Below are 21,443 nucleotides of genomic sequence, written 5' to 3' on the forward strand. Positions count from 1 at the left end.
CGCCGCCGGACCGATCGGCTCAGCGCGTCACCCGGCGTCGAGGGCGCGGCGGGTCGCCGCGATCACCTTGCTCAGCGCCGCGTTGAGCTGCTCCAGCTCGGCGACCTCCATGCCGAGGAGTTCGACCACGCGGTACGGGATCTTCTCGGCCTCCGCCCGGAGTTCCCGGCCCTTCCCGGTCAGCTCCACGGCGAGCAGCCGCTCGTCCTCGGTGCTGCGGCGCCGTTCCAGGTAGCCGATCGATTCGAGGCGTTTGAGCAGCGGCGACAACGTCGCGGGGTCGGCGTGCAGGGCACCGCAGAGGTCCTTCACCGATCTCGGCGACTGCTCCCACAGCGCGAGCATCACGAGGTACTGCGGGTGCGTCAGGCCGAGCGGCGCGAGCAGCGGCCGGTAGACGGAGATGACGTTGCGCGAGGCGACGGACAGCGCGAAGCACACCTGGCGATCGAGGGTGAGCGGGTCCTCACCGAGGTCGATCTGGTTCATCGGGGTCTCCTTCCGGCCGGGGTGCCCGCTATCACGCTAATCATTAGCGTGCTAATGATTAGCATATAGGTTGTTCGTAGACGCTCGGCGAAGGAGGGGACGTGGCCGCTGACGGACGAATCCGGCCCAACCCGGTGCAGTGGATCTGGTACGCCTTCGGCGGCCGGCTGCCTGCCAGGTGCCGGGAGTGGGTCCTGCACGACATCACGTGCCGGACCTGGGTGCTGCGGCACATCGGCCGCAGCCTGGTCCAGATCTCCCCGGGACTGCTCTTCCTGCTGCTGCCCGGTCCGTTCTGGATCCGGGCGATGTCCGTGCTCGGCGGGGTCATCCTGGCGCTCTGGTACTCGCTGTCGTACCTGGAGCACACCAGCGAGTACCGGCTGACCAAGCACGGTTACCCGATGGGTACGGGAAGGGCGGTGCGCGAAGAGGCGCAGGCCGCGATCCGCGCCCAGCGGGCGCAGCGGTACGCCGAGCTCTACCGCAACCAGCCGGAGCGGTGAGCTCGCGAGGTCATTTCGGCCGCCACCCGGCTCGGGTCGGCGGGCCGGGCGGGCCGGGTGGGCGCGCGGGTCGGGGGCGGCGCTCCCAGGGGCGGTTCGCGGGCTTGGAGAGGGCGGGCATGCCTGGCAACCTAGGGCACCGAACCGCCTTGGTGTGAACCACCTCGTGGCATTGGTGACATTTCCCGCATGGCGATCTACCAGCGAAGATCACGCACAGCTGATCGTCTGTGACAACTTCCCAGGTGGTGGCCCCACGGCCCCGGTTCGCTACGGTCCGAACCGAATCGAATCCGCCGGGTAGCCGGAGCGGGCCGAGTGCGCGGATGCCGGGATCCCGCGTCGCTGGGTGGTCGAGCCCGGGGCGCCGCCGACTCTGCTTGACTGTCGTCCGGCGGAGACTTCCGGCTATCGGGACGGCGGCTGCGCCGCTGGTCGGTTCGTTGCGGCTGAGCCCTTCCCGGTCTCGCTCCGGCTCGGCGATCCGGGGCGATCGACACGCCGGGAGGCCGGAGGAGAGGGTTGTTGTTGAGCGTTGGCACTCTCATGGGTAGAGTGCTAGCAGAACGGCGCCGCAGCGCCCCGGCACCCGCGACGGCGGGGAGCCACGGAGCCGTCTTAACCCAGACAACGCTTCGAAGGCCCCAGAAGGTGGAGGTCACACCGTGGCGAGCATTAAGCCGCTTGAGGACAAGATCGTGGTCCAGGCGAGCGAGGCCGAGACGACGACTGCGTCCGGCATCGTGATCCCGGACACCGCCAAGGAAAAGCCCCAGGAGGGCAAGGTTCTGGCCGTCGGCCCGGGTCGCGTCGACGACAAGGGCAACCGCATCCCGGTGGATGTCAAGGAAGGCGACGTCGTCATCTACTCGAAGTACGGCGGCACCGAGGTCAAGTACAACGGCGAGGAGTACCTGATCCTCTCCGCCCGCGACGTGCTGGCCGTCGTCAACTGACGCTGCACCACGCGAGCAATGCCGCCCCGGCGGTCCCGACCGGGACCCCGGGGCGGTCGCATGTCCGGGACCGGAGCGTCCCGAGTCGTACGGAATGGGAAGTCCTGGGCGCGTGATCGCACCTCGGACGTCGGGCCAGCGGCGCCATCCGCGCCGCCACGCAAGGCGACCCCGTGCACAGCAAAAGGCATCCATGAAGGGCTGTTGTAACCATGGCTAAGCAGATCACCTTCGACGAGCAGGCGCGGCGCGCGCTGGAGAGCGGCGTCAACCAGCTCGCCGACGCGGTGAAGGTCACCCTCGGGCCGCGTGGTCGGCACGTCGTGCTGGACAAGCAGTTCGGCGGGCCGCAGATCACCAACGACGGCGTGACCATCGCCCGCGAGATCGAGCTGAGCGACCCGTTCGAGAACCTGGGCGCCCAGCTCGCCAAGAACGTCGCGACGAAGACCAACGACGTCGCCGGCGACGGCACCACCACCGCCACCGTGCTCGCCCAGTCGCTGGTTCGCGAGGGCCTGCGCAACCTGGCCGCGGGCGCCAACCCGGCGTCGCTGAACAAGGGCGTCCAGGCGGCCACCGACGCCGTCGTCGAGGCGCTCAAGGCCAAGGCCACGCCGGTCAAGGGCCGCGACAACATCGCCCAGATCGCGACCGTGTCCTCCCGGGACGAGTCCATCGGCGCCCTGATCGGCGAGGCGATGGAGAAGGTCGGCGAGGACGGCGTGATCAGCATCGAGGAGTCCTCGACGCTGGCCACCGAGCTGGAGATCACCGAGGGCCTCCAGTTCGACAAGGGCTTCATCTCCCCGCACTTCGTCACCGACGCCGAGCGTCAGGAAGCGGTGCTGGAGGAAGCGCAGATCCTGCTGCACCGCGACAAGATCTCCGGCCTGCAGGACCTGCTGCCGCTGCTGGAGAAGATCGCGCAGGGCGGCAAGCCGCTGCTGATCATCGCCGAGGACGTCGAGGGCGAGGCGCTGTCCACCCTGGCCGTCAACGCGATCCGCAAGACCCTGAAGGTCGTCGCGGTCAAGGCCCCGTTCTTCGGCGACCGCCGCAAGGCGTTCCTGGACGACCTGGCGATCGCCACCGGCGCCCAGGTCATCGCGCCGGAGGTCGGCCTGAAGCTGTCCGAGGCCGGTCCGGAGGTGCTCGGCGCGGCCCGCCGGGTCACCGTGACCAAGGACACCACGACCATTGTGGACGGCCGCGGCAGCGCCGAGGGCGTCAAGGACCGCGTGGACCAGATCCGCAAGGAGATCGAGGCCACCGACTCCGACTGGGACCGCGAGAAGCTGCAGGAGCGGCTGGCCAAGCTGTCCGGCGGCGTCGCGGTGATCAAGGTCGGCGCGGCCACCGAGACGGAGCTCAAGGAGCGCAAGTCCCGCATCGAGGACGCCGTCGCCGCCGCCAAGGCCGCGGCCGAGGAGGGCAGCGTCCCCGGTGGTGGGTCGAGCCTGATCCACGCCGCCAAGGCGCTGGCCGACAACCTCGGCCTCACCGGTGACGAGGCCACCGGCGTGCAGCTGGTGCGCCGCGCGCTGGACGCCCCGCTGTACTGGATCGCCGCCAACGCCGGCCAGGAAGGCGCCGTCGTGGTGTCCAAGGTCCGCGACCTGGACTGGGGCGCCGGTTACAACGCGGCGACCGACGAGTACGGCGACCTGGTGCAGGCCGGCATCGTCGACCCGCTGAAGGTGACCCGCTCCGCGGTCGCCAACGCGGCCTCCATCGCCCGCATGGTGATCACCACCGAGAGCGCGGTCGTGGAGAAGCCGGAGGAGCAGCCGGAGGCCGCCGGGCACGGCCACGGCCACGGGCACGGCCACTGAGCCATTGCGCGTGAGCCGGGCCCTCGGCCCGGCTGAACGGCACGAAGATCGGGGCGGTACCCACGGCGTGGGTACCGCCCCGATCTTTTCGTCCTACCCGGAGCCGAATGACGCCCCTCGTAGTCATCCGACTCCGGCGGCCGTCCGCGATCCGCGACGCGGCGGCCGACACAAGCGCGTCAGCTGGCCGCGACCGCCAGCTGCTGGCGCTTGCGCGCCTTGATGATCACTTCCCGCTCCGACTCCGACAGCCCGCCCCAGATGCCGTACGGCTCCTGCACGGCTAGCGCGTGCGTCCGGCACTGCGCGATCACCGGGCAGTGCTGGCACACCTCTTTCGCCTTCGCCTCGCGCCGAGCTCGTGCCGGGCCGCGTTCGCCGTCCGGATGAAAGAAGTACGCGCTGTCCATGCCTCGACAGGAGCCCCGTATCTGCCAATCCCAGATATCGGCGTTCGGTCCTGGAAGACGTCGAGTGTCTGCCATTGCGCAAACCACCTCCTAGCGGTGGGTCCCCTCCCCGCTGCAGCCGGCGGCCGCAGCCTCGCATGATCCGACCGTAGAACCGCGCCAAAACTTGTTCAACCCTTATCGAGCCAAAAGCTGTTCATCGTTGGAGTGATCTTTGGCCGACCAAGATCGACGCCCGACGGCTTGCCCTCCACGGGCCGGAACCGGAACATGTCCCGCGTGACGACGCGGCCGGAACCTGTGCAGGGGCAGGACACCCCCATCCCGAGCGACGATCCGGAGCTGGTCGGAGGTCCGGATGGCGCCGCGTCGGGCGATCAGCCGCGGCTCAGCGTCGCCGCGGTGGCCCGCCGGCTCGGTGTGGCACCCGCCACGCTGCGCACCTGGGACCGCCGGTACGGACTTGGGCCCAGCGATCACACCAGCGGTCGGCACCGCCGCTACGGCCCGGACGACATCGCTCGCCTGGAGCAGATGCAACGCGCGCTGCTGCGCGGTGCCTCTCCGATGGAGGCAGCCCGCTACGCCCGCACCGTCGCCGCGCCGCTGCCGCAGCGATACCCCGACGCGACCGAGCGGCAAACGCAGCCGGACGGATCCGGCGCCGGGCCGATGATGCTGTCCGGCGTGCTCGGCGGCGCCGGCGACATCGAGTTGGCCGGCGCCTCGAACACCGGCGGGCGCGGGCTCAAGCTCACCGGGGCGGGGCCGCGCGCCCGCGGCCTGGGGCGGGCGGCGCTCGCGCTGGACTCCTGGTCCGTGCAGCGGCTGCTGATCGAGTCGATGGACAGCGACGGCGTCGTGGAGACCTGGCAGGGCATGCTGCAGCCGGTGCTGCGCGCGGTCAGCGAGCGGCGGCAGCGGTCTGGCTCCGGCATCGAGGTCCTGCAGCTGCTGGTCGACTGCGCGTCCACCGCGCTGCGTTCGGTGATCGCGACCGCACCGGCCCCGCTCAATCCGCGCCCGGTGGTGCTCGCCCCGGTCCCCGGCGAAGTGCAGGAGCTCGAACTCGTGGCGCTGGCCGCGGCGCTCGCCGCCAACCGCGTCGGCCACCGGCTGTTCGGCACCGCACTACCGCGCGAAGGGCTCGCCGCCGCGGTGCGCCGCTCCGCCCCGGCTGCCGTGGTGCTCTGGGCCGACCAGTCGCACTACGCCTCGGCGCGGGTGCTGGACGACATCCCGATCACCCGTCAGCGCGCCCGCGCGTTCGTTGCGGGCGCCGGGTGGGCGCAGCAGGCGCTGCCCGCGCACGTGGAGCTGCTCGATTCGCTGGAGACGGCTGCGGCGCGTGTTTCCGAGACCGTACTGGGCTGAGCGAGACCTTTTGTGGCATAAATCACACACCCACCGTGTGGGTGGGGTTACGGCGTTCGTGCGGACGGGCGAAACTGCAGTCACGACTGGGTGCGATCGGGTGAATACTGCAGGTACGGCGCGTGGTCGGCGGCTTCCCGGAGCAGTGGGCGGGTCGGTCCCGGCGGCCTGCTCCGTTCCAGTGAACCGGCACCCGATCGGGCTGACACAAAATTTCTTGACGGATTAAGCACCGGATCGTGTCAAGGTTTTGGCCCCTGCGTCCGATAGGGGAGTTGGAACGTCACTCGCCTGCAGGAAGGAGTTCCCGTGACGACGGTCCTGATCTGCGATGACCGACGTAGCGTCCGGGAAGGGCTCACTCGTGTGATGTCTGCTGTCCCCGGAGTGAGTCGAATTGATTGCGTTGCGCACGGTGATGAGCTGCTGGCCCGCTTCTCGCGGCAGGCCGTCGACGTCGTCCTGGTAGGTACCCAGCGCGCGGTACCGAACGGCGTCGAGGCCACTCGGAGGCTCGTCTCCGCCCATCCGCAAGCAAACGTGATCGTGTTCGGTGCCCCGGACGACGCGGCCAGCATCGCCGCCGCGATCGCCGGTGGCGCTCGCGGCTACCTCCGCTGGGATGCTTCCCGGCCGGAGTTGGTGGCGGCGCTGGCGCACACGCTGGCGAGCACCTCGGTGCCCGCGCCCCGGCAACCGTCCGACCCGGGCGTGCAGCTGACGGAGCGCGAGCTCCAGGTGCTGCGCGGCATGAGCCAGGGCAAGAGCAACGGCCAGATCGGCCGGGAGCTCTACCTCTCGGAGGACACGGTCAAGACCCATGCTCGCCGGCTTTTCCGGAAGCTCGGCGTGCGCGACCGCGCGCAGGCAGTTGCGCACGGTTTCCGCCGCGGCCTCGTCGCGTGATCGTGGCGCGCGGTGATCACCGCGCGCCTGCCGATCGGAGCGCACCGGCAGATCCAGTCCGGGCTGCCGGTGCTCGGCGAGGACGTTGGCTTGGAGCGAGCTGACGTTACGAGTGCGCCTGTGGCTCGCGTCACTTTCGGCACGACCCCGATCCGGGGTGCGACCGCCGGTGTGGCGCGAGCCACAGTTCTTCAAAGTGGGACGCTCCGGGACGAAACCGGCCTTTTCGGCAATCGGCGCAGATGCCTCGAACGGGTCGCGATAACCCGGTCGTGCGACCCCTGTGAAGATCCTCTCTGATCTTCTTTGGTGAACCTCCAAGATCCCGTGGCCAGGCTAAACGCCGCCGGGGTCGGCGTCTGGTATCTCTGAATGTGTGACGACGACGGCCCCCTCCTTCCACTCCCTGTTCAACGATCGCCCCCCGGCCGGTACGGTGAGCTCGGCGCGGCGTGCGGCGCACGCGATCTCCGCCGGACAAATCCGAATCGCTTGAACGCGTAACACCAGGGCTGCTGTCTGCGATGACCAACGTGGGGGACGGGCTGGACGCTCTTGTAGGCGCCGCCGTCGACGGCGATCGTCAGTCGATCGAGCGCTTGCTGGCCGAAATCCGTCCTTTGGTGGTGCGGTACTGCCGCGCCAGAGTCGGACGAAACGAGAGGTCGTTCGCTTCGGCGGACGACGTGGCCCAGGAAGTGTGCCTCGCGGTGCTGACCGCGCTGCCCACCTACAAGGACCAGGGTCGTCCGTTCCTGGCGTTCGTGTACGGCATCGCCGCGCACAAGGTTGCTGATGCGCACCGCGCGTTGGCCCGCAACCGCTCCGAACCGGTGGCAGATGTTCCGGACACCCCGGAATCCGAGGCCGGACCGGAGCAGCGGGCCATGCAGGGTGAGCTTTCGGGCAGGATGGCGCAGCTACTTCGCGTCCTCCCGGCCAAGCAGCGGGAAATCCTGCTGCTCCGGGTGGTCGTCGGGTTGTCGGCGGAGGAAACCGCCGAAGCGGTCGGTTCGACGCCGGGCGCGGTACGCGTGGCTCAACACCGCGCGTTGGCCCGGCTGCGAAAGACGCTGTCCGCGGAGGAGGTGGTCTGAATGGCGGAGCGGAAGGGGCCCGAGGGGGAGCAGGCGGGACACGACCCTGTCGAGTCCGGCCGGCACGAGGACCGTTCGCGCGGGGCAGACGAGCGGGACCAGCTTCCCGCAGAGGGGTCCGCAGACGAGGGAACGGAACTGAGCGACAACCAGCGGGATTCCGGCTCGGCCGAGTCTGAAACCACCGAACCCGACGCCGTGTCGGGCGACGCCGACGTGCTCTCCTTCCGGCCGCGACCGGCCGAGGAGTCCGACGAGCTGGTCGACTTCGACGACTTCGGCGAAGAACCGATCGACCTGGGCGCGCTGCAGGCCGACGACGCATTGCTCGACGCGCTCGGCGGGACCAATCCCGACGTGGTCGCGTCGGCCGACGACGAGCGCCCCAGCCTGGAAGCGTTGCTGATCGCGTGGCGGCAGGACATCGACGCCGCGCCGATCGGCGATCTGGTCGACGTGGAGACCGCGACCGCGGCCATCGCGGCGGGCAGCCGTCCGCGCCGCAGGCTCAAGCGCCGGCACCTGGTGCCGGTCGCCACCGCCGCCGCGGTCCTGATGATCACGTTCACCGGGGTTGGCGTGGCCGCCCGCGACGCGCAGCCCGGCGACATGCTGTGGGGCGTCGCGCAGGTCCTCTACTCCGACCGCACGCGCGCGATCGTCGCCGCGAGCTCGGCCCGTGAGGACCTGAACACCGCCGAGGGCGCGATCGAGCAGGGCAACCGCACCGCCGCCGAGGCCGCGCTGCGCTCCGCGCAGGAGCAGATGCGGGGCGTCGACGACGAGCACGGACTGTCCGACCTCAAGGCCGCGCACGCTTCGCTGACCGCGCGGATGGGCCAGGGCGAGGACCAGCAGACCCCGCAGCCCTCGACGCCGACCACGCCGTCGACGCCGACCACGTCGCCGTCGCAGCCGTTGCCGCCGGTGCCGCCGACGGACAGCTCGTCGGTGCCGCCGACGTCGTCCACGTCGCCGTCCGAGTCGTCCACCTCGCCGAGCGAGACCAGCGGCAGCTCCGAGCACCCGTCCAGCGGCTGGGGATCGGACCTGTTCCCGCAGAAGAGCACCAGCAACCCGTGATGACGAGGCCGGTCTGACACCTGCCAACGCGAAGAGGGGCTCCCAGCCGGGAGCCCCTCTTCGCGTTCTGCTTGGTGGGAGTTGTCAGTGCGTCGTTTCGGTCTCGGTCACGCCGTCCGCGTAGCCGCGGCAGTACTCCCAGGTGACGTAGTCGCTCGGGTTCGGGTCGAACGCCGGCTCGTGCGGGCGCATCCGGCCGTCCTGCAGCAGCTGCTCCAGGCTGGAGCGCAGCAGCTCCCAGTCGTGGTAGTGGCATTCGCCGCAGTCCGCGCAGTCCACCACGATGCCGCGGAGCCCGCGGGGCTCCAGCAGGGCCTGGTAGACGGCGAGATCGGTCAGGTCGGCGAGCAGTTCGGCCCGTTCCTCATCGCCGAGTGGTGGGCCGTCGTCGGCGTCGTGATCGCCGAGTGCCATGCTCGGATCTTCCGGGTCACCCGCGAACGGGTCTGGTGGCATCGGATCGTGCGGCACGGCCCGCACGGTACCGGCTGCGTCCACCTCGTGGGGTTGTCGGGGCGGGTTTGGCCGCCCGTCGTGGCGTGGCCCACCCCTCGGGCCACGGGGCAAACGCGCCTGACCTGTGGTCTCTATCATTGAGGGAATCCCCGATGCCGATGCCACGTTCCACACGTAATCGCCGAGGACATCCAACCGCACCCGCAGTCTGCGGACCATAGCGTGAAGGAAGGCACATCCCTCGCCATGAGCAGCGAACTCTCCGCACCCGGCCTCCCCTCGAAGTTCGCGACACTGGGTCTGACCTTCGATGACGTGCTCCTCCTGCCGGACGAGTCCGACGTCATCCCCAGCGGCGTCGACACGTCCACCCAGCTGTCCCGCAACATCCGCCTGCGGGTGCCGCTGCTGTCCGCCGCGATGGACACCGTCACCGAGGCGCGGATGGCGATCGCCATGGCCCGCCAGGGCGGCGTCGGCATCCTGCAGCGCAACCTGTCCGTCGAGGAGCAGGCCGCGCAGGTCGAGGTGGTCAAGCGCTCCGAGGCGGGCATGGTCACCGACCCGGTGACCTGCTCGCCGGACGACACCCTCGCCGAGGTGGACGCGCTGTGCGCCCGCTTCCGCATCTCCGGTGTGCCGGTGACCGACCCGGACGGCACCCTCGTCGGCATCATCACCAACCGCGACATGCGGTTCGAGGTGGACTTCACCCGGCGGGTGCGCGAGGTCATGACCGCGACCCCGTTGATCACCGCGCAGGTCGGCGTCACCGCCGAGGCCGCGCTCGGGCTGCTGCGGCGCAACAAGATCGAGAAGCTGCCGATCGTGGACAACGCCGGCAAGCTCCGCGGGCTGATCACCGTCAAGGACTTCGTCAAGACCGAGCAGTACCCGCGCGCCACCAAGGACCCGGACGGCCGGCTGCTGTGCGGCGCGGCGGTCGGCGTCGGCGCGGACTCGCACGAGCGCGCGATGGCGCTGGTGGACGCCGGCGTCGACGTGCTGATCGTGGACACCGCGCACGGGCACTCGCGCGCGGTGCTGGACACCGTGGCGACGCTGAAGAAGGAGCTCGGCAACTCCGTCGACGTCATCGGCGGCAACGTGGCGACCCGGGCCGGCGCGCAGGCGCTGGTCGACGCCGGGGCGGACGCGGTGAAGGTCGGCGTCGGGCCGGGCTCGATCTGCACCACCCGCGTCGTCGCCGGGGTCGGCGTGCCGCAGATCAGCGCGATCTACGAGGCGAGCATGGCCTGCCGTCCGGCGGGCGTGCCGCTGATCGGCGACGGCGGCATCCAGTACTCCGGGGACATCCCGAAGGCCATCGCGGCCGGCGCGAGCAGCGTCATGCTGGGCAGCCTGCTGGCCGGCACCGCCGAGTCGCCTGGCCAGCTGGTGCTGGTCAACGGCAAGCAGTTCAAGGTGTACCGGGGCATGGGCTCGCTGGGCGCCATGCAGTCGCGGGGCCAGGCCAAGTCGTACTCCAAGGACCGCTACTTCCAGGACGACGTGCTGTCCGAGGACAAGCTGGTGCCGGAGGGCATCGAGGGCCGGGTGCCGTTCCGCGGGCCGCTGGCGCAGGTGGTCGACCAGCTGATCGGCGGGCTGCGCTCGGGCATGGGCTACACGGGCTCCAACACGATTCCGGAGCTGCAGGACGCGAAGCTGGTGCGGATCACCGCGGCGGGGCTCAAGGAGAGCCACCCGCACGACATCCAGATGACCGTCGAGGCGCCGAACTACACCACGCGCTGATCACCACCGTCCCGGCCGCCGCATCCCAGCGATGCGGCGGCCGCGTCGTTCTCCGGGGGCGCCGGAACCGCCGGTTTCGCGCGGTCGCGGCGGGCTAAGGAGCCCCCGTTGCACGTCACACGGGCAGCGAAGAGAGAATGCTTCGTCGGAAAGCGGTGCCGCGAGGAGGGACTTCAACGGTGCGGGATCAGGTTGAGATCGGCATGGGCCGCACGGCCATGCGCGGCTACGACTTGGACGACGTGGAGATCGTGCCCTCGCGGCGGACCCGGTCGTCGAAGGATGTTTCCCTGGCGTGGCAGATCGACGCCTACCGCTTCGACATCCCGCTGGTCACGCACCCGACGGACGCGGTCGTCTCGCCCGCCACCGCGGTGCGGATCGGCGAGCTCGGCGGCCTGGGCGTGCTGAACGCCGAGGGGCTGTGGGCGCGCCACGAGAACGTCGAGGAGAAGCTGTTCGAGGTGGTTCGCGCCGCCGAGGAGAACAGCGACCCCGAGGCGGCGATCCGGCTGCTGCAGGAGCTGCACGCCGCGCCGATCCGGGCGGATCTGCTGGCCGCCGCGCTGAAGCAGGTGAAGGACTCCGGTGTCACGGTGGCGGCGCGGGTCAGCCCGCAGCACGCCGAGGAGCTGACCCCGGACCTGCTCGCGGCCGGCGTCGAGCTGCTGGTCGTGCAGGGCACCATCATCTCCGCCGAGCACGTCGCCCGGGACGGCGAGCCGCTGAACCTGAAGCGGTTCATCGCCGAGCTCGACGTGCCGGTGATCGCCGGTGGGGTCGGCGACTACCGCACCGCGATGCACCTGATGCGCACCGGCGCGGCCGGCGTGATCGTCGGCTTCGGCCAGTCCCGCGCGGCGACCACCACCCAGGTGCTGGGCATCGGGGTGCCGATGGCCACCGCGATCGCCGACGCCGCCGCGGCCCGCCGCGACTACCTGGACGAGACCGGCGGCCGCTACGTGCACGTGCTCGCCGACGGCGGCCTGTCGTACTCCGGCGACATCGCGAAGGCGATCGCCTGCGGCGCCGACGCCGTGATGCTCGGCGAGGCGCTGACCGAGTCGGCGGAGACGCCGGCGCAGGGCTACTACTGGACTTCCGCGGCCGCGCACCCGAGCCTGCCGCGCAGCGAGATCGTCGGCTTCGCCGGTTCGGGCGCGGACCTGGAGCAGCTGCTGTTCGGGCCGAGCAGCGACCCGTACGGCACGCTGAACCTCTTCGGCGGTCTGCGTCGCGCGATGGCGAAGACCGGCTACCGGGACCTCAAGGAGTTCCAGAAGGTCGGCCTGTCGCTCCGCGGCTGACCGTCCGGTCCGCCTGCAGGTGTGGAGTGAACGGCCTGTTCGCCTCGATAGGTGAGGTGAACAGGCCGTTCACTGCATCCACTCCCCCAGCGGAGTCGGGTCGGTTGCCGTCCTAACTGGACGGGCAGAATCGGCGGCATGCTGGACACTTCGGCGCGCCTGCTCAAGCTGCTGTCGCTGCTGCAGACGCCGCGCGACTGGGCGGGGTCCGAGCTCGCCGAGCGGCTCGGCGTCAGCGCGCGGACCGTGCGTCGCGACATCGAGCGGCTGCGCGAGCTCGGGTATCCGGTGCACGCCACCCAGGGCACGGCCGGTTACCGGCTCGGCGCCGGGGCGGCGGTTCCGCCGCTGCTGCTGGACGACGACGAGGCGGTCGCGGTCGCCGTCGGGCTGCGCACGGCCGCCGGGGCCGCCGGGGTGGAGGAAACCTCGGCCCGGGCGCTGGCGAAGCTGGAGCAGGTCCTGCCGTCCCGGCTGCGGCACCGGGTGCAGACCCTGCAGAGCGCCATGATCGCGATGCCGGGGGACGGCCCGACGGTGGACGCGAGCGTGCTGACCGCGATCGCCGCCGCCTGCCGGGGCCGCGAGCGGCTCCGCTTCGACTACTCCGCCCACGACGGCACGACCAGCCGGCGGATCACCGAGCCGCACCGGCTGGTCGGCCGGGGCCGCCGCTGGTACCTCGTGGCGTGGGACGTGGAGCGCGACGACTGGCGGACGTTCCGGGCCGACCGGATCGAGCCCCGGACGCCGACCGGGCCGCGCTTCGCCCCGCGCGAGCTGCCGGGCGGCGATGTCGTCGCCTACCTCGGCGAACGGCTGAACGTCGCGCTGTGGCACTGCCAGGCGACGCTGCGGTTCCGGTTGTCCGCGGCCCGCGTCGCGGAGCTGATCACGCCGACCGGCGCGCTGATCGAGCCGGTGGACGACAACGCCTGCGACGTGACCATGGGCGCCGATTCGATGCACCTCCTGGCGGTCTTCGCGGGGCTGATCGAGGCGGACTTCGAGGTCGTCGATCCGCCCGAGCTCCGCGATCGCCTGGCCAGGCTCGGCACCCGGTACCTCCGCGCCGCCGGATCGTGAGCGCGGGTTCGGCTGGAGCGTCCTGGGCGGCGGTTTCGCGCGAAACCGCCGCTCCCCGGCGCGAGGTCCGCCACCCGGAGCCGCTGCGAAAAGCGGGTGCAGAACCTGTTCCGCCTCTAGCTACTGGCGAGTAATTACGTCTAGTCTGTCGCGCATGGCTGGACGTGACGAGAGCGAAACCGATTTCGACGTGGTCGTCATCGGTTCCGGGTTCGGCGGCAGCGTGGCCGCGCTGCGCCTGACGGAGAAGGGCTACCGCGTCGCGGTGCTCGAAGCCGGTCGCCGGTTCGCCGACGACGAACTGCCCAAAACGTCCTGGGACCTGCGGAAGTTCCTGTGGGCACCGCAGCTCGGGTGCTACGGCATCCAGCGCATCCACCTGCTGCGCAACGTGCTGATCCTCGCGGGCGCGGGCGTCGGCGGCGGCTCGCTGAACTACGCCAACACGCTCTACCGGCCGCTCGCGCCGTTCTACAACGACCCGCAGTGGGCGCACATCACCGACTGGGAAGCCGAACTCGCCCCGCACTACGACCAGGCCACCCGGATGCTCGGCGTCGTCCAGAACCCGACCGAGACCCCTTCCGACGTGGTGATCAAGCAGGTCGCCGGGGAGATGGGCGTCGGCGACACCTACCACCACACGCCGGTCGGCGTGTACTTCCGCAAGCCCGGGCAGACCGACTCCGATCCGTTCTTCGGCGGCGCCGGGCCCGCGCGCACCGGCTGCACCGAATGCGGCGCCTGCATGACCGGCTGCCGCGTCGGCGCGAAGAACACGCTGGTCAAGAACTACCTGTACCTGGCGGAAGCGGGCGGCGCCAAGGTCTTCCCGCTGACCACCGTGACCCGGCTCGGGCAGGGCGCCGACGGCCGGTGGCGGATCGCGACCGCGCGCACCGGGGCGAAGATGTCCCGGCGGCCCCGGATCTTCCGCGCCGACCAGGTCGTGGTCGCGGCGGGCACCTGGGGCACCCAGAACCTGCTGCACCGCTGCCGCGAGAACGGCGACCTGCCGCGGCTTTCGACGCGGCTCGGGCGGCTGACCCGGACCAACTCCGAGGCGATCATCGGCGCGCAGATGAACAAGCGCGACCCCGAGCGAGACTTCTCCACCGGTGTGGCCATCACCTCCTCGTTCCACCCGGACACCGACACGCACATCGAGCCGGTGCGCTACACCAAGGGCGCCAACGCGATGGGGCTGCTGCAGACCCTGGCGACCAAGGGCGGCGAGGGGTCGCGGTGGAAGCAGTGGGCGAAGTACGTGTGGAAGCACCCGAACCTGGCGCTGCGCATGCTGTCGGTCAAGAACTGGAGCGAGCGCACCGTGATCCTGCTGGTCATGCAGAGCCTCGACAACTCGCTGACCACGCGGCTCAAGCGGGTCTTCGGCAAGAAGCTGCTGACCTCGGAGCAGGGCCACGGCGCGCCCAACCCGACCTACATCCCGGCCGGTGAGCAGGCCAACGAACTGGTCGCCGAGCGCATCGGCGGCGTCGCGGGCGGCACCTGGGGCGAGCTGTTCGACATCCCGCTGACCGCGCACTTCCTCGGCGGCTGCGCGATCGGCGAGGACGCCGAGCACGGCGTGATCGACCCGTACCACCGGGCGCACGGCTACCCGACGATGTCCATCGTGGACGGTTCGGCGGTGTCGGCGAACCTGGGCGTGAACCCGTCGCTGACGATCACCGCCCAGGCGGAGCGGGCGTTCTCGATGTGGCCGAACAAGGGCGAGCAGGACGCCCGCCCGGACCAGGGGACCGGCTACCGCCAGGTGGAGCCGGTCGTCCCGAAGTCGCCGGCGGTCCCGGCCACCGCGCCCGCGGCGTTGCGCCTGCCCGTCGTCTGACCACCGCTGAACCGGCGGCGCACGGCGAGCACGCAGAGGAGACCGGCCATCGCCAGCCAGCCCGGCCACGCCGTCAGGCCCGCGGTCAGCGGGCTCGGTGGCTGGTCGGCGGAGCCCAACACCCACGGCAGCTGAACCGCGGCCGTGCTGGTGAAGGTGTGCGCGACGACCGCGGGCACCACCGAGGCGGACCGCATCCGCAGCCAGGTGAAGACCGGCACGATCAGCACGCAGGACACCAGGAACGAGCCGATCGAGACCGGCCACGAAGCGCCGGGGTACTGGCCGCCGAGCAGCAGCGTCGGCAGGTGCCAGAGCGCGAACACCACGCCGGTGCCGACCATCGCGAACACGGGGCCGCGCGGCAGCAACCGCGGCAGCAGGAAGCCCTGCCAGCCCAGTTCCTCGCCGAAGAACATCGGCAGGAAGATCAGCATGTTGAGCAGCAGCCCGGCCGCTCAGATCCCCAGCTCCGGCCACGGAACACCGGTCTGCCCAAGGGTTTCCGGGGCGAACTGGCTGCGGAACCCGGAGAAGTTACCGAGATCCGGGGGGTAGATCCCGGCCACCGCGCCCACCGACAGCGAAACCAGGCTGAGCATCAGCGGCACCGCGAAGGCGAGCGCGCATTCCACAGCCGTGCCCTTGGGCCAGGTCAGTGCCAGCGTGGCGCGAACGTTCCGGCGGCGTTCAACGCGGCGCAGGACGAACACGGCGGCCAGCGCCGGGGTGAGCATCGCGGCCGCGATGCAGAGCTGTTCGAGCAGGCCCATCGAAACGTCGTTGCCGGCCCGGCGGAAACCGGTCAGCCACAGCGGCGCCATCGCGAGCCACATGCCCGCGTAGGCGAGTCCGATGAATGCCAGGACCGAGCGGGTTTTCGGTTGGATCATGGCGGCGAAGCTATGGCGGCGACGGCGTGTCGCGACAGGCCGCGGGCACCCGGCCCGATGGTGTCGTGCACTCCACTGTTCCGCGGGGCCGGCTCCGGCAGACTCTTGCCTGAAATCCCCGATTGCCGGGGATTCGAGGGGAGAGGTGGACGATGCGGCTGCGCGAGGTGGTTCGCGATTCCGGGTTCCTGCTGCTCGGCCTGGCAACGGGAATCGCCGCGCTGGTCGCGATTCCGCTGATCCTCACCAGCGGGATCCTGGTCGCGCTCGGCGTCGGCGTGGTCCTGCTGCCCGCCGCCCTGGGGGTGCTGCACCGGTGGGCGGAATGGGAACGGCGGCGGGCCGGGCGGCTGCTCGGCGTCGCGGTCCACCCGACGCAGGTGGTGACCGGATTGGGCGCGGTGCTCCGGTCGCCGGGCACGTGGCGGGATCTGCGCTGGCTGCCGGTGCACGCGCTGACGGGCACGATCACCTCGCTCATCTGCCTCGTCGCGGCCGCCGGGCCGGTGGCCACCGTGGCGACGATGCTGATCTGGCCGGTGGTGCCGAACATGTCGTTGCTGGGCCTGCGGATCACGAGCTGGCCGCTCACGCTGACCGCCGGCCCGGTGCAGCTCGCGATACTGCTCGCACTGCTGCTGTGGGGAGTCCCGGCGCTGGCGAAGTGGCAGGCGAAGCTGAGCCTCGCGCTGCTTTCCCCGTCGGCCGCGCGGCTGAAGGCCGACGAACTGGCCGAACGGGTCGACGAACTGGCCGAAACCCGGACGGGCGCGCTGGAGGCGCACGGCGCCGAACTGCGGCGGATCGAGCGCGACCTGCACGACGGCACGCAGGCCCAGCTGGTCTCGCTCGCCATCCGGCTCGGGATCGCCGAGAAGGCGGCGCACCAAGACCCAGATATGGCGGTCCGCATGCTGCAGGAGGCCCGCGAAGGGGCGGAGGAAGCGATGGCCGGGCTGCGCAACGTCGTCCGCACCCTCTACCCGCCGATCCTCGCCGACCGCGGGCTCGCCGGGGCGGCCTCCGCGCTCGGCGCCCGGTGCGCCGTGCCGACCACGGTCACCGTCGCGGAGCTCGGCGAAGTTCCGGCCGCAGTCGAGGCCGCCGCGTACTTCGTCGTCGCCGAGGCGCTGAACAACGTGACCAAGCACGCCCGCGCGACGCGCGCCGCCGCGGCGATCGACCGGGTCGGCGACGAGCTCCGGATCGAGATCGGCGACGACGGGATCGGCGGAGTCGACGAGTCGAAGGGCACCGGCGTGGCCGGCATCCGGCACCGCGTCGCGGCCCTGGACGGGCGGACCGAGGTGGTCAGCCCGGTGGGCGGGCCGACCGGGATCCGGGTGGTGCTGCCTTGCGGGTCGTGATCGTCGAGGACAACGTGATCCTCGCCGAGGGGCTCAAGTTGCTGCTGAGCACCGTGGGCATCGAGGTCACCGCCGTGGTCGCCGAGGCGGAGCCGTTCCTCGACCTGATCGAAGCGGAAGCGCCGGACGCCGCCGTGGTGGACGTCCGGCTGCCGCCGTCGTTCCGCGACGAAGGCGTGCGGGCGGCCCTGCGGGCGCGTCGGATCCGGCCGGGCCTGCCGGTGCTGGTGTTCTCCCAGTACGTGGAGGAGACCTACGCGCGCGAGCTGCTCTCCGACGGCCGGGGCGCGGTGGGTTACCTGCTCAAGGACCGGGTTTCGCGGGTGGACGAGTTCGTCGACGCGCTGCGCCGGATCGCCGGCGGCGGCACCGTGATGGACCAGGAGGTCGTCGCGCAGCTGCTGACCCGGCGGCACGACCCGCTCGCCGCGCTCACGCCGCGCGAGCGGGAGGTGCTGGCGCTGATGGCGGCGGGCTACGCGAACGCCGAGATCGCCGCGCGGCTGTTCGTCACGGAGCGGGCCGTGCTCAAGCACGTCGGGAACATCTTCGCCAAGCTCGACCTGCCGGTCGGGGACTCGGGCCACCGCCGGGTTCTCGCGGTGCTCGCCTACCTCGGCGGCTGACGAGACGGGCATCACATCCAGGCCGGTCACATCGCGCCGAGTCAACTCGTCATAGGTGTGCAGGCACCGAAAACGGCAGAGGAGCCCACGATGGACGCGCGTTTGAACCTCTTCGGCAACCAGATCGCAGGCAAGTTCGTGAAGCACCTCGTCTCGGCGAACAAGGCGGTCTCGGAGTCGGAGCTGCCCGCCGCGACGCAGGAGCTCGTGAAGATCCGCGCGAGCCAGATCAACGGCTGCGGGTTCTGCACCGACATGCACACCAAGGATGCGGCCGCCGCCGGCGAATCGTCGCTGCGGCTCAACCTCGTCGCGGCGTGGCGGGAGGCCACGGTCTTCACCGAGGCCGAGCGCGCGGCGCTGGAGCTGGCGGAGCAGGGCACCCGCATCGCGGATGCGGCCGGCGGCGTCACGGACGAGGCATGGGAGAACGCGGCCAAGCACTACGACGAGGACCAGCTCGCCGCGCTGGCGTCCCTGATCGCGCTCATCAACGCCTTCAACCGGCTGAACGTGATCGTCCGGCAGCCCGCCGGCGACTACCAGCCCGGCCAGTTCTGATCTCCCGGTCCGGGGAGCCGGGTCCGGTGCCGTCGCGCACCGGTCCCGGCTCCCCGTCGTCCCGCCGGGCAAGGGCGGGGTCGGTGCCGCTGTGGCCTTGATTACCTGGGACAATGGGCGCCACCGCTCTCGCCAGGAGGTTTCGACGACGTGTCCGGTACCGCAAGCAGCAAGGGCGCCGATCGCCAGGGGCAGGGGCCTGTCCTCGTTGTCGATTACGGCGCCCAGTACGCGCAGCTGATCGCGCGACGGGTGCGGGAGGCGCAGGTCTACTCGGAGGTCGTCCCGCACGACACCTCGGTGGAAGACATCGCGCGCCGCGACCCGGCGGCCATCGTGCTCTCCGGCGGCCCTTCCAGCGTCTACGCCGACGGCGCGCCGCAGGTCGACCCGGAGCTGTTCAGCGCGGGTATCCCGGTGTTCGGCATCTGCTACGGCTTCCAGGCGATGACCTCCGCGCTCGGCGGCACGGTCGAGCACACCGGCACCCGCGAGTACGGCCGCACCGAGCTGGACATCACCGGCGACGGCGGCACGCTGCACGCGGAGCTGCCCGGCCACCACCCGGTGTGGATGAGCCACGGCGACTCGGTGAGCAAGGCCCCCGAGGGCTTCGCCGTCACCGCCGGCACCAAGGACACCCCGGTGGCCGCCTTCGAGAGCGTCGAGCGCCGGCTGGCCGGCGTGCAGTACCACCCCGAGGTGGTGCACTCGCCGCACGGCCAGGAGGTGCTGCGCCGCTTCCTGCACGAGATCGCCGGGGTCCGCCCGCAGTGGACCACCGCGTCCATCGTGGACGACACGGTGGCCGCGATCCGCGAGCAGATCGGCGACCGGCGGGCGATCTGCGCGCTGTCCGGCGGGGTCGACTCCGCGGTGGCCGCCGCGCTGGTGCACCGCGCCATCGGCGACCAGCTGACCTGCGTCTTCGTAGACCACGGCCTGCTGCGCTCCGGCGAGCGCGCCCAGGTGGAGCGCGACTTCGTCGCGGCGACCGGCGTCCGGCTGGTCACCATCGACGCGGTGGACCGGTTCCTCGGCGCGCTTTCCGGCGTCACCGACCCCGAGGAGAAGCGCAAGATCATCGGCCGCGAGTTCATCCGCGTCTTCGAGCAGGCCGCCCGCGACCTGCAGGCAGAGGCGGGCGCGGCCGGCGAGCAGATCGACTTCCTGGTGCAGGGCACGCTGTACCCGGACGTGGTGGAGTCCGGCGGCGGCACCGGCGCCGCGAACATCAAGAGCCACCACAACGTCGGCGGGCTGCCCGACGACCTGCAGTTCGATCTGGTCGAGCCGCTGCGCGCGCTGTTCAAGGACGAGGTGCGCCGGGTCGGGCTGGAGCTGGGCCTGCCGGAGACGATCGTGCACCGGCAGCCGTTCCCGGGCCCGGGGCTGGGCATCCGGATCATCGGCGAGGTGACCGCGGACCGGCTCGCGACGCTGCGCGCGGCCGACTCGATCGCCCGCGAGGAGCTGACCGCGGCGGGCCTGGACCGCGACATCTGGCAGTGCCCGGTGGTGCTGCTGGCCGACGTCCGGTCGGTCGGCGTCCAGGGAGACGGCCGCACCTACGGCCACCCGGTGGTGCTGCGCCCGGTGTCCAGCGAGGACGCGATGACCGCGGACTGGACCCGGCTGCCCTACGACGTGCTGGAGAGGATCTCCACCCGGATCACCAACGAGGTCGCCGACGTCAACCGGGTGACCCTCGACGTCACCTCCAAGCCGCCGGGCACCATCGAGTGGGAGTGATCCCAGCGGCCTGAAGCGAGGAGGGCGCCCCGACCAGCCGGTCGGGGCGCCCTCCTCACTTCGCCGGAATGGTCGAAGCGCCGATCCGGAATCGCGAACGGCCGGCGATGGAGAACGAGTCGGCCTCCCATGCCGTCCCCCTCCCGCTGCCGCATGTTTCGCCACCCGAGCTGCTGCACACCCGATGGGGCGAGCGGACCGCCGCTCCCGCTGTTCGCCGGATGACTCGTGGAAGTGGCCTGGGAATGCGCGCCTCCCTGATCCAGCTCTCGGTCTCGGACACCGAATCCGCCGACGAACGCCGGGCACGGGCCGCCGGTTTGGTCCGGCGCCGGGCGGGCGACGACATCGTCGTGCTGCCGGAACTCTGGACGACCGGCGCCTGGGCCTACGACGACTGGCAGGCGGGTGCCGAACCGGTGGACGGTCCAACGGTGCAAGCCATGTCGGCGGCGGCGGCCAGATCCGCGGCCGTGTGGTTGCACGCGGGGACCGTGGTGGAACGCGACGGCAACGGCGCGCTCTACAACACGCGTTGGTTTTCGACCGGGTCGGGGCGCTGCGCGCCAGTTACCGCAAGATCCACCGCTACGGCTTCGACACCGGTGAGGCCGTGCTGATGGCCGCCGGGCGGGATGTCGTGACGATCCCCACCGAGTTCGGCGACCTAGGTCTTGCCACCTGTTACGACCTGCGCTTTCCCGAGTTGTTCCGGGCGTTGGTCGATGCTGGGACGGAGATCCTGGTCGTGCCCGCCGCCTGGCCGGCCCGGCGCCGCGAGCAGTGGAGGATCCTGGTGCGCGCCCGCGCGGTCGAGGAGCAGGCCATCGTCCTGGCCTGCTGCGCCGCAGGCTCCCACGGCGGCATGGATCAGGCCGGTGGCAGCCTGGTCGTCGACCCCTGGGGCGCCGTGCTCGCCGAGGCGGGTGCGGGCGAGGACGTCCTGACCGCGGACGTCGACGTGGGCTCGGTCGCGGCGATCCGGACCGAGCTGCCGGTCCTCCGGGACCGCGTCCTCGCCATTCCGGCTCCGCCGGCCGGGCACGCCGGAGCGTGAAGCGCCCGCTCCGGTCGGCACTGCGGAGCTTGCTCGCCATCCGGTCGCTCGCTCCGACGTCCCGCC

Annotated in this window: 20 protein-coding genes and 1 pseudogene; 16 read left to right on the plus strand and 5 right to left on the minus strand. The window is 71.2% G+C overall.

All coding sequences use genetic code 11. From position 1 onward, the window contains the following. Positions 1 to 27: 27 nt before the first annotated feature. Positions 28 to 489 carry a MarR family winged helix-turn-helix transcriptional regulator gene (locus AC07FN_RS38655; RefSeq protein ID WP_452619139.1) on the minus strand — a complete coding sequence of 154 codons (462 nt, stop codon included), beginning with the start codon at positions 487 to 489 and terminating at the stop codon, positions 28 to 30. A 101-nt stretch (positions 490 to 590) separates the two neighbouring features. Between AC07FN_RS38655 and AC07FN_RS38660 the strand changes: the two genes are divergently transcribed. From AC07FN_RS38660 to groL, 3 genes are all read left to right on the plus strand, one after another. Next, complete coding sequence (locus AC07FN_RS38660) at positions 591 to 995, plus strand: DUF5313 family protein (protein WP_478400117.1); 405 nt, start codon at positions 591 to 593, stop codon at positions 993 to 995. Between the two features lie 665 nt (positions 996 to 1,660). Further along, positions 1,661 to 1,951: a co-chaperone GroES gene (groES, locus tag AC07FN_RS38665; RefSeq protein WP_010316109.1), complete on the plus strand. Its 291-nt coding sequence runs from the start codon at positions 1,661 to 1,663 to the stop codon at positions 1,949 to 1,951. A 212-nt stretch (positions 1,952 to 2,163) separates the two neighbouring features. Beyond that, positions 2,164 to 3,786 carry a chaperonin GroEL gene (groL, locus tag AC07FN_RS38670; protein ID WP_478400118.1) on the plus strand — a complete coding sequence of 541 codons (1,623 nt, stop codon included), beginning with the start codon at positions 2,164 to 2,166 and terminating at the stop codon, positions 3,784 to 3,786. A gap of 179 nt (positions 3,787 to 3,965) precedes the next feature. Here groL and AC07FN_RS38675 read toward each other — a convergent pair whose 3' ends face one another. After that, positions 3,966 to 4,271 (minus strand): WhiB family transcriptional regulator, encoded by a 306-nt coding sequence (locus tag AC07FN_RS38675; protein ID WP_029536210.1) that lies wholly within the window; start codon positions 4,269 to 4,271, stop codon positions 3,966 to 3,968. 195 nt (positions 4,272 to 4,466) lie between these two features. On the opposite strand from AC07FN_RS38675, the gene AC07FN_RS38680 reads away from it, so the two are divergent. From AC07FN_RS38680 to AC07FN_RS38695, 4 genes are all read left to right on the plus strand, one after another. Further along, positions 4,467 to 5,570 (plus strand): MerR family transcriptional regulator, encoded by a 1,104-nt coding sequence (locus AC07FN_RS38680; RefSeq protein ID WP_478400119.1) that lies wholly within the window; start codon positions 4,467 to 4,469, stop codon positions 5,568 to 5,570. A gap of 309 nt (positions 5,571 to 5,879) precedes the next feature. Beyond that, entirely contained in the window at positions 5,880 to 6,476 is a 597-nt protein-coding gene (locus AC07FN_RS38685) for a response regulator transcription factor (RefSeq protein ID WP_029536209.1), read from the plus strand. 524 nt (positions 6,477 to 7,000) lie between these two features. Beyond that, positions 7,001 to 7,573: a sigma-70 family RNA polymerase sigma factor gene (locus AC07FN_RS38690; protein WP_093265524.1), complete on the plus strand. Its 573-nt coding sequence runs from the start codon at positions 7,001 to 7,003 to the stop codon at positions 7,571 to 7,573. Beyond that, a complete protein-coding gene (locus tag AC07FN_RS38695) occupies positions 7,574 to 8,656 on the plus strand; it encodes an anti-sigma-D factor RsdA (protein WP_478400120.1) in 1,083 nt (360 codons plus the stop codon). Positions 8,657 to 8,740: 84 nt separating this feature from the next. Here AC07FN_RS38695 and AC07FN_RS38700 read toward each other — a convergent pair whose 3' ends face one another. After that, positions 8,741 to 9,136: a DUF5319 domain-containing protein gene (locus tag AC07FN_RS38700; RefSeq protein WP_478400138.1), complete on the minus strand. Its 396-nt coding sequence runs from the start codon at positions 9,134 to 9,136 to the stop codon at positions 8,741 to 8,743. A 222-nt stretch (positions 9,137 to 9,358) separates the two neighbouring features. Between AC07FN_RS38700 and guaB the strand changes: the two genes are divergently transcribed. The 4 genes from guaB (at position 9,359) to AC07FN_RS38720 (ending at position 15,121) form a co-directional block, all read left to right on the plus strand. Beyond that, positions 9,359 to 10,870 (plus strand): IMP dehydrogenase, encoded by a 1,512-nt coding sequence (gene guaB / locus AC07FN_RS38705; protein ID WP_132486445.1) that lies wholly within the window; start codon positions 9,359 to 9,361, stop codon positions 10,868 to 10,870. 179 nt (positions 10,871 to 11,049) lie between these two features. Continuing rightward, positions 11,050 to 12,180: a GuaB3 family IMP dehydrogenase-related protein gene (locus AC07FN_RS38710; protein WP_478400121.1), complete on the plus strand. Its 1,131-nt coding sequence runs from the start codon at positions 11,050 to 11,052 to the stop codon at positions 12,178 to 12,180. A 138-nt stretch (positions 12,181 to 12,318) separates the two neighbouring features. Then, positions 12,319 to 13,266, plus strand: a complete 948-nt coding sequence (locus AC07FN_RS38715) for a helix-turn-helix transcriptional regulator (RefSeq protein WP_478400122.1) — start codon at positions 12,319 to 12,321, stop codon at positions 13,264 to 13,266. Between the two features lie 154 nt (positions 13,267 to 13,420). Beyond that, the gene (locus tag AC07FN_RS38720) at positions 13,421 to 15,121 is read left to right on the plus strand and encodes an FAD-dependent oxidoreductase (RefSeq protein WP_478400123.1); all 1,701 of its coding nucleotides are present in this window, start codon (positions 13,421 to 13,423) and stop codon (positions 15,119 to 15,121) included. Here AC07FN_RS38720 and AC07FN_RS38725 read toward each other — a convergent pair. Both AC07FN_RS38725 and AC07FN_RS38730 read right to left on the minus strand, forming a co-directional pair. After that, entirely contained in the window at positions 15,037 to 15,558 is a 522-nt protein-coding gene (locus tag AC07FN_RS38725; RefSeq protein WP_478400124.1) for a CPBP family intramembrane glutamic endopeptidase, read from the minus strand. The two genes, AC07FN_RS38720 and AC07FN_RS38725, sit on opposite strands and share 85 nt — an antisense overlap. 21 nt (positions 15,559 to 15,579) lie before the next feature. Next, entirely contained in the window at positions 15,580 to 16,014 is a 435-nt protein-coding gene (locus tag AC07FN_RS38730; RefSeq protein WP_478400125.1) for a hypothetical protein, read from the minus strand. Between the two features lie 152 nt (positions 16,015 to 16,166). On the opposite strand from AC07FN_RS38730, the gene AC07FN_RS38735 reads away from it, so the two are divergent. The 5 genes and pseudogenes from AC07FN_RS38735 to AC07FN_RS38755 all read left to right on the plus strand — a co-directional run bounded on the left by AC07FN_RS38735 (position 16,167) and on the right by AC07FN_RS38755 (position 21,377). After that, positions 16,167 to 17,381 carry a sensor histidine kinase gene (locus AC07FN_RS38735; protein WP_478400126.1) on the plus strand — a complete coding sequence of 405 codons (1,215 nt, stop codon included), beginning with the start codon at positions 16,167 to 16,169 and terminating at the stop codon, positions 17,379 to 17,381. Then, positions 17,369 to 18,007, plus strand: coding sequence for a response regulator transcription factor (locus AC07FN_RS38740; protein WP_478400127.1), 639 nt, complete (start codon positions 17,369 to 17,371; stop codon positions 18,005 to 18,007). The genes AC07FN_RS38735 and AC07FN_RS38740 overlap by 13 nt, the downstream gene beginning before the upstream one ends. Before the next feature lie 90 nt (positions 18,008 to 18,097). Continuing rightward, positions 18,098 to 18,568 (plus strand): carboxymuconolactone decarboxylase family protein, encoded by a 471-nt coding sequence (locus AC07FN_RS38745; RefSeq protein WP_478400128.1) that lies wholly within the window; start codon positions 18,098 to 18,100, stop codon positions 18,566 to 18,568. Positions 18,569 to 18,718: 150 nt separating this feature from the next. Next, positions 18,719 to 20,320 carry a glutamine-hydrolyzing GMP synthase gene (guaA, locus tag AC07FN_RS38750; RefSeq protein WP_478400129.1) on the plus strand — a complete coding sequence of 534 codons (1,602 nt, stop codon included), beginning with the start codon at positions 18,719 to 18,721 and terminating at the stop codon, positions 20,318 to 20,320. 245 nt (positions 20,321 to 20,565) lie between these two features. Then, positions 20,566 to 21,377 (plus strand): annotated as a pseudogene (locus AC07FN_RS38755) (nitrilase-related carbon-nitrogen hydrolase). Positions 21,378 to 21,443 lie beyond the last annotated feature (66 nt).

This window comes from Saccharopolyspora sp. NPDC045941, from assembly GCF_056431445.1.